At 69.0% G+C, this 6753-nt stretch carries 6 protein-coding genes; 3 read left to right on the top strand and 3 right to left on the bottom strand.

Annotated elements, in window-relative coordinates; translation table 11 throughout:
- Window positions 1-215 precede the first annotated feature (215 nt).
- Window positions 216-701 (top strand): VOC family protein, encoded by a 486-nt coding sequence (locus tag ACGGCP_RS25570; RefSeq protein WP_392971084.1) that lies wholly within the window; start codon window positions 216-218, stop codon window positions 699-701.
- Here ACGGCP_RS25570 and ACGGCP_RS25565 read toward each other — a convergent pair.
- From ACGGCP_RS25565 to ACGGCP_RS25555, 3 genes are all read right to left on the bottom strand, one after another.
- Window positions 655-1488 (bottom strand): transposase family protein, encoded by an 834-nt coding sequence (locus ACGGCP_RS25565; RefSeq protein WP_392971081.1) that lies wholly within the window; start codon window positions 1486-1488, stop codon window positions 655-657. The two genes, ACGGCP_RS25570 and ACGGCP_RS25565, sit on opposite strands and share 47 nt — an antisense overlap.
- A 90-nt stretch (window positions 1489-1578) precedes the next feature.
- A complete protein-coding gene (locus ACGGCP_RS25560; RefSeq protein ID WP_392971078.1) occupies window positions 1579-2082 on the bottom strand; it encodes a hypothetical protein in 504 nt (167 codons plus the stop codon).
- Window positions 2083-2425: 343 nt separating this feature from the next.
- The gene (locus tag ACGGCP_RS25555; protein WP_392971075.1) at window positions 2426-3562 is read right to left on the bottom strand and encodes a hypothetical protein; all 1137 of its coding nucleotides are present in this window, start codon (window positions 3560-3562) and stop codon (window positions 2426-2428) included.
- 214 nt (window positions 3563-3776) lie between these two features.
- On the opposite strand from ACGGCP_RS25555, the gene ACGGCP_RS25550 reads away from it, so the two are divergent.
- Both ACGGCP_RS25550 and ACGGCP_RS25545 read left to right on the top strand, forming a co-directional pair.
- Entirely contained in the window at window positions 3777-4892 is a 1116-nt protein-coding gene (locus ACGGCP_RS25550) for a tetratricopeptide repeat protein (protein WP_392971072.1), read from the top strand.
- Between the two features lie 113 nt (window positions 4893-5005).
- Window positions 5006-6550 (top strand): gamma-glutamyltransferase family protein, encoded by a 1545-nt coding sequence (locus ACGGCP_RS25545; protein WP_392971069.1) that lies wholly within the window; start codon window positions 5006-5008, stop codon window positions 6548-6550.
- Window positions 6551-6753 lie beyond the last annotated feature (203 nt).

Below are 6753 nucleotides of genomic sequence, written 5' to 3'. Positions count from 1 at the left end.
CCGGTCCCATTCCGAACCCGGTCGTTACGGCTTCCAGCGCCGATGGTACTGCACTCGAGAGGGTGTGGGAGAGCAGGACACCGCCAAACATTAACTTAAAGGAAAGGCCCCCACCTCACGGTGGGGGCCTTTCCGCATGCCCTGATTTGGGAGGCAGGAGTCGGCGGTTACGTTGTGGCCCTTCGGCATCCGGCAAATACGTTAGTGTTCTTCGAATGAACCGAATTGATCACGTCCTGTTGGGAGTGGGCGATCTCGAAGCGGCGTCGGAACGGCTCCGTCGCGACTGGGGTTTGGGGACGGTGCTCGGTGGATCGCCGGCTCCGGGGGTTGCCAATGCGGTGGTTCCTCTCGAACCGCCGGTGTATCTGGAGCTCGTCACGGTTACGGACGCAGCTGCTAGCGAGGCCGCGGATGGGCTGGCGGCGTTCATCGCGGCAGGTGACCGCCTTTTCACCTGGGCGATCGAGCCGGAGGACCTCGATGCTCACGCAGCAGGAGTCGGTGTCGAGCCCTCGGAGGGGGGCGGAGACACCGGGCAGTGGCGGCTTCTCGGTGATGTGGCTCCGGTGCGGCCGTTCTTCATCGAGTACGACGTCCCTCGCGAAGGCCGGGTCGAGGGATGGCGCCGCGCATACGCCGAGGCCGGGAAGCTCATGCAAAAGCCTCTTTCGAGTGATGTCGGTACATCTGGAGTTTGATCACGGTCTGTAGTGTCCGGTCGGCCTTCGGCAGCGGCCGGCGAAAGCCGGTCGCGAGGACCTTCCACGAGCGCAAGTGTGCGATGCCCTGCTCGACGACCCAACGCCGCTGGTTGACCTGCCGGTTGAACAGCCCCTCAGCGGCAGTGAGCTCGCGGTACTCCGGTTTCCGATACGGAGTCAGCGGCACCACGCCGAGATAGCCCAGGTCGCCGATCAGGCTCGGGCCCTCCCCGGACAGGTGAATCTCGTAGGCCTTGGCCAGCCCGGACTCCTTGAACGCCTTCGCATCGTGGACCGAGCCGACAACGATCCGGCCGCCATCGACCACCCGTCCATGCAGATCGGTGATGACCTGCGCGTTCAAGCCGGGCCTGTGCCGCTTGCCGGAGAACAAGCCCGGAGGGTCGGTGAGATCGCGGGTGGGGATGAGGAACCCGTCGACCACCAGATCGGAGCGGACCGCCTGCTCACGCAGCTCCAATGCCAGCTGGTCGAGGCAGGTCGCAACCACCGGCTCCAGTGCCTCGACGTAGCGCGAGACCGTCGCCTGCGAGATCCGCGACTGCTCGCCGAGTGCCGCTTGGATCGTGTTGTGGCGCAGGTAGATCAGGCAGACCACGAGAGCGTCGAACAGCTCCAGGGCCTTGCGGCGGCCGGTGTCCGGCTGCCAGGAGCCGATCCGGGCCCTGACCTCCCGCTCCAGCAACAGCAGTTGCTCGGTGTCCAGGCCGGTCCTATGCTCGAAACGCGGCAGCGGTCGCCCTTTGATTCCTTGAGTAGTCACACACCGAGTGATCCACGAGCCCGCTGCCGCTCACTATGCGTAATCAGGGCAACGAAGACACGACCTCACCCGAACGAGACTTCGCAGGTGTCATGTCTTCCCCGCCGAACTCAGGCGCAGCGCCCTGGTTTCGCCGACCGCAGCGAGGAGTTCGATCGGCAGCTCCTTGTCCTCTTGGCCGATGGCGAGCGCGAGCCACCGATCGGTTCGCGTCCGTGGCCAGAGGCGCATCGTGGTGGTCAGTTTGCACAGCGCATTGATCGGTTCAGGGACCAAGGCGCCATTGAAGTGCTTTTTGAGGTAGTGGTACAGGTCGACCGTGGTGGGCTCTCCCCAGCGATCGGCGAGTGCCACGACCAGCGCGTCGAGGTGGACTTGCTGGTCAGCCGCCGCCTGCCGGGAAGCCTCGCCATCGTGATCGTCCCAGAAGTCCTGACTGGTCCGCAAGACGAGCAGATGATGGCCGGGGCCGCTCTCGAGGGCACCGTCCCGGCCATGTTCCTCCGGGAAGGGGCGAGCACACAACTCTTCGACGGCGCGGAGGTGTTCATTGACGGCAGCGCTGGGGCGATCCCCAGAATCAGCAGGGGCCATGACCACAGAATAATCGGTCATGTCGGCGAACCGGTCAGGATAAGCGCAGTCGGCTTGCAGCCCTTCACGTCCAGTCCACCTGACCGATCGGACCCTACAGATCGTGATCGTACTCCAGATGTGACGTCATCACTCAGCAGTGACTTTTGCATGAGCTTGCGGGCATGATTGCGCGCCCGGTCTTGTGACGTTTCTGGAAGTCGGCGGGGACGAGCCCGCTATGCGGCAGTGGGTGGGTGAGATTGACCTGCCGATACGTTTCAGCGGTGGCGAGCCACGGCTTGCGGCCGTGGGAATCGCCACCGCTGAGGGTGAGATCGTCTTGCGCTGAGCGTTTGTCGGACTAGACGTAGGGGCCGTCGAGGTGTTCGCCAGCGTGTTGGCGGTACCAGAGGCCCCGGTAGCAGCGCCACGGTTGCGGGCGGAGCTGGGTGGGGGCGAAGATCTGCTCGAGGAGGCGCCGGGCTTCGAGGAAGAAGTCGAGGCGTTCGTCGGGCGCGGCCACGTGCTGCGAGTCGTCTACCGGCGTTTCGGCCGGGAGGATCGTGAGCGAGGGCCACATGGTGGTCTGCTCGGCGAGCGGCAGGAGCCAGGCGCGCATCTCGTCGAGCGGTTCGCTGCCGACGGTGTACGTGAAGGAGGTCCTGTGACCGGCTTCGCGTGCGGCGGCGAGGATCTCGGAGAGGCGTTCCGACTGGTGGCTCGTGGGAGCGACCAGCGGGTCGGCGGCCGCGGCGTCCTCGGGGACGGTCGGTTCGGCTGCCGCTGCGGGGCTGGCGTCCTCGAACGTCTCGGTGGTGAGGAAGAGCAGGACGGGCCCTACCTTGGCGGCCAGTTCCGCGAAGGCGGTCTGGCTGTGGAGGGCCGGGGTGAGGACGCCGAGCGTCGTGGTCTCGGGGAGGCCTTCGGCGGTCATCGCCTCACGGACTGCGACGAGGTGCTCGACGACGAGGTTCTCGTCGTGGACGCCGCCGGCGGAGAGGGTGACTTCGTCGAAGAGGTGCTGCTCGCCGTCGTCGGCGAGGTCGGAGGCCAAGGCCTCCAACAGGTCCCGGTAGCACTTGACGAGTTCGGACGAGTCGATGCCGGTCTGCAGGAGCAGGGTCGCGGCGGTGCCGTCGGCGCGGAGGTAGCCGCGGACCTCTTCGCCGGGTTCGGCTTCGATGATCTCGGCGACGGGGGTGCCGTCGACGCACAGCTCGCTCAGCCCGTGCTGGGGCGAGGAGGGGTCGACGTGGGCGCGGAGGCTGAACGGCGACGTGGCGCGGTCAGCGGGCAGGACCAGCATGAACTCTTCGTCTTCGGAGTTCAGGCGCAGGCGCATGCCTTCGGAGTTGTTGCCGCGCAACCCGTACAGGTTCAACGCGATGAGCAGGAGTTCGCTCCACTCGAGGTCGTGCCGGACCGCGAGGCGCCGCCAGCGGTGCACCGTCGACGAGATCGGCCCGGCTGAGTCAGCAGGCTGTGTCGGCTCTTCCATGACCAGTTCCGATCTTTCCTCTCGTCCCCACCGCAGTCACTCCACGGTACAAGAGACTTGGCCGTACAGGTGGACGCGGTCCACCTCTATGCTAAGGGCGTCGGGAGACAAAAGCACCTGTCGTGAGCACCGGCACGCGGTCCGAGTCGTGCGGAAGTGCCCGTTCCCGGCAGGTTCGTCGTCTCACGTGCCCCCGAGCGATCTGGAGTCGGGAATGAGCGATGCCGCCGAACCGCCTGAGGTCCCTTCTCCGCGTGCGCGCGGGCGAGTCCTGCAGGCGGTGAACAAGACCTGGCCCAGGTTCATCTCCGGTGCGGTGGAGGGCCGGGCGCGGGAACTGATCGACAGGGACGAGTACGGCGAGGCCGCCGAGGTCCTGGAGAACGGCATCGGGAAGTACGGCGCCGGTTCGGTGTCGCAGCTGCTGCTGGCGTGGTGCCTGCATCTGGACGAGCGGCAGGAGGACGCGCTCGTGTGGGCGGTGCGGGCGGTCGAGGAGGAGCCGGAGAACGCGGACGCGCACTGGCTGCGGGCGAACGTGCTGTTCGAGCTTGGGCGGGCCGAGGAGGCGTCGGAGTCGCTGTGGCGGGCGGTGGACCTGATGCCGGAGAACGGCCGGTACTACATGCAGCTGGCCTGGTACCGGTATGTCGACCAGGAGTTCGCGAAGACGCGGGAGCTGGTGGAGCAGGCGCTTGAGCGTTCACCTGACGACGCCTGGGTGCAGCACACGGCGGGGCGGATCTTCGACCATCACCTGCGGCACAGGCGGGCCCAGGCGCATTACGTGCTGGCGCTGGAGCTCGAACCGGGTGACGCGGCGGTGCGGGACGACCTGGCGGAGATTCTGCAGACGCGGGGGCGGTTGAGCGCCGGGGTCCGGGTCGCTTGGGAGACTGCGAAGGACGATCCTGAGTCGCTGTTGTACGAGGTGACGTTGCGGCGGTGGTCGTGGCGCTGGTACGAGCGGGTGCTGCGGGCGGCGTTGCTGCTCAACGTGATCGACTGGATCTTCCCTACGCCTTGGCCTGCCAGCGGGATGGTGCTCGGGGTGCTCGGGCTGGTGTACGTGGGCGGGTGGGTTTTCTCGCTGCGGGCGTTGCCCGCGGAGTGCCGGCGGGACCTGGTGGGCGCGGGGCGGCGCGGGTTCTTCGCGGGGGCGGTCGCGCGGACGTTGCTGGTGGCCGGGGTGTTGGGCCTGGTGCTGCGGGGCGAGCTGAGCGCGTTGCAGCACTTGGGGTTGCTGGCGCTCGTCATCGGTGGGTACGTGGAGTGGTACTGGCGGGCGGCGCTGATCTCGGGGCGGCGGGCGTTCGGGACCGACCGCTAGCGTTTTCTACTAGCCGACCGGCAAGGTAGGCTTCGTGGCGGCGCTCGGACCTGCGGTTCAGCGCGCACGATCCCCCGGCGGGCACGGCCCGCTCTGCGAAGAAGGAGGCCTCCGTGGTCGATCAGGGTGTGGTGTGTTCGGTCGATCCGCTCGTCAGCGGTATCGGGCGCGAGGTGCTCGCGGGCGGCGGCAACGCCGTCGACGCCGCGATCGCGGCGGGAGCGGCCCTGACCGTGGTGGCCCCGCACCTGTGCGGGCTCGGCGGCGACCTGTTCGCGCTGGTCCATGTCCCGGGCGAGCCGGTCCCGGCGTACCTGAACGCTTCGGGCCGGGCCGGTTCCGGCGCGGACCCGGAGGGGCTGCGGGCCGAGGGGCACGCGGTCATGCCGTTCCGCAATGATCTGCGGTCGACGACCGTGCCCGGGTGCGTGGACGGCTGGTTCGCGCTGCACGAGCGGTACGGGACGCGGCCGATGGCCGAGCTGCTGGCTCCGGCGATCGCGCTGGCGTCGGGCGGCTGGCCCGCGACGGCGATGCTCGCCAAGGCGGGCAAGACGATCGAGGGCGTGGAGGGCGCGGAAGACCTCGTCGGGCTCGAAGCGGGTGCGACGGTGCGGCGGGAGCGGACGGCCGGGGCGCTGCGCGCGGCGGCCGAGGGCGGGCGTGACGGGTTCTACCTGGGCGACTTCGGCCAGGGGCTCATCGAGCTCGGCAGAGGCCTGTTCAGCGAGGCGGATCTTGCTGCGTCCCAAGCGGACTGGGAGGAGCCGCTGAGCGTCGAGGCGTTCGGGCACCGGGTGTGGGCGGCGGCGCCGAACTCGCAGGGGTACCTGCTGCTGCTCGCGCTGGCGATCGCGGACCGGTTGGACCTGCCAGTGGACGCGGGCGACTCGTTGTGGGCGCATTACCTGGTGGAGGCGTCGCGGCTGGCTGGGTACGACCGGCCGGAGCGGTTGTTCGAGGGCGCGGACGTGGCGGACCTGGTGTCGTCGGCAGGGGAGCGGGCGGCGCGGATCAGCGCGGAGCGGAAGGCCGAGGTGCCGGTGCGGCAGTCGGCCGGCGGGACTACTTATATGGCGGTGCTCGACGGGAACGGCATGGGCGTCTCGTACATCCAGTCGAACGCGGCCGGGTTCGGGACGTGGCTGTTCGAGCCGCGCACGGGGATCGGGCTGCAGAACCGGGGGGTCGGGTTCAACCTGGAACCGGGGCACCCGGCCGAGTTCGGGCCGGGGAAGCGGCCGCCGCACACGCTGGTGCCGGCGCTGGTGACGCGGGCGGACGGGTCGCTGCGGCTGGTGGCCGGGTCGATGGGCGGCGATTCGCAGCCGCAGATCGTGGCGCAGCTGATCGCGCGGGTGTTGCACGGCGGCGAGTCGGTCGAGGCGGCCGTGGGTGCGGCGCGGTGGCGTCTGCACCCGGGCGAGAGCGGGTTCGGGACCTGGGCGGGCGAGCACGAGACCGACGTGGAGCTGGAGGCCGGCGGGCCGGAGGCGTGGGCCGGGGGTCTGCGCGAGCGCGGGTTCGCGGTGGCGGAGGCCGAGGCCGGGAGCGGTTTCGGGCACGCGCACTTGATCGAGGTTGACGAAGCCGGGCACGCGGAGGGCGCGGCGGACCCGCGCGCGGAGACGGGGACGGTGGCGGTGGCGCCGAACTAGCTAGTCGGGGCTCGGGGCTCGGGCTGAGTGGGGTCGAGTCGCGCTTTCGGAAGGAGCGTGGGGAGGCGGCCGCGCTGGCCGCGCGCGGCGCGCCTGCGGCGCGGGCGTAGGGCGTGCCCCTTCCCACCCGCATCCGCCTTCCTGCCAACCGAAAAAGACCACGGTCGCATACGGGTCCGACATTTGGGTGTTTGGGCAGCTTG

The sequence above is a fragment of the Glycomyces sp. NPDC048151 genome (genome assembly GCF_043202775.1).
Taxonomy (GTDB): domain Bacteria; phylum Actinomycetota; class Actinomycetes; order Mycobacteriales; family Micromonosporaceae; genus Glycomyces.
This window is presented reverse-complemented; position numbering and strand designations above follow the sequence as displayed.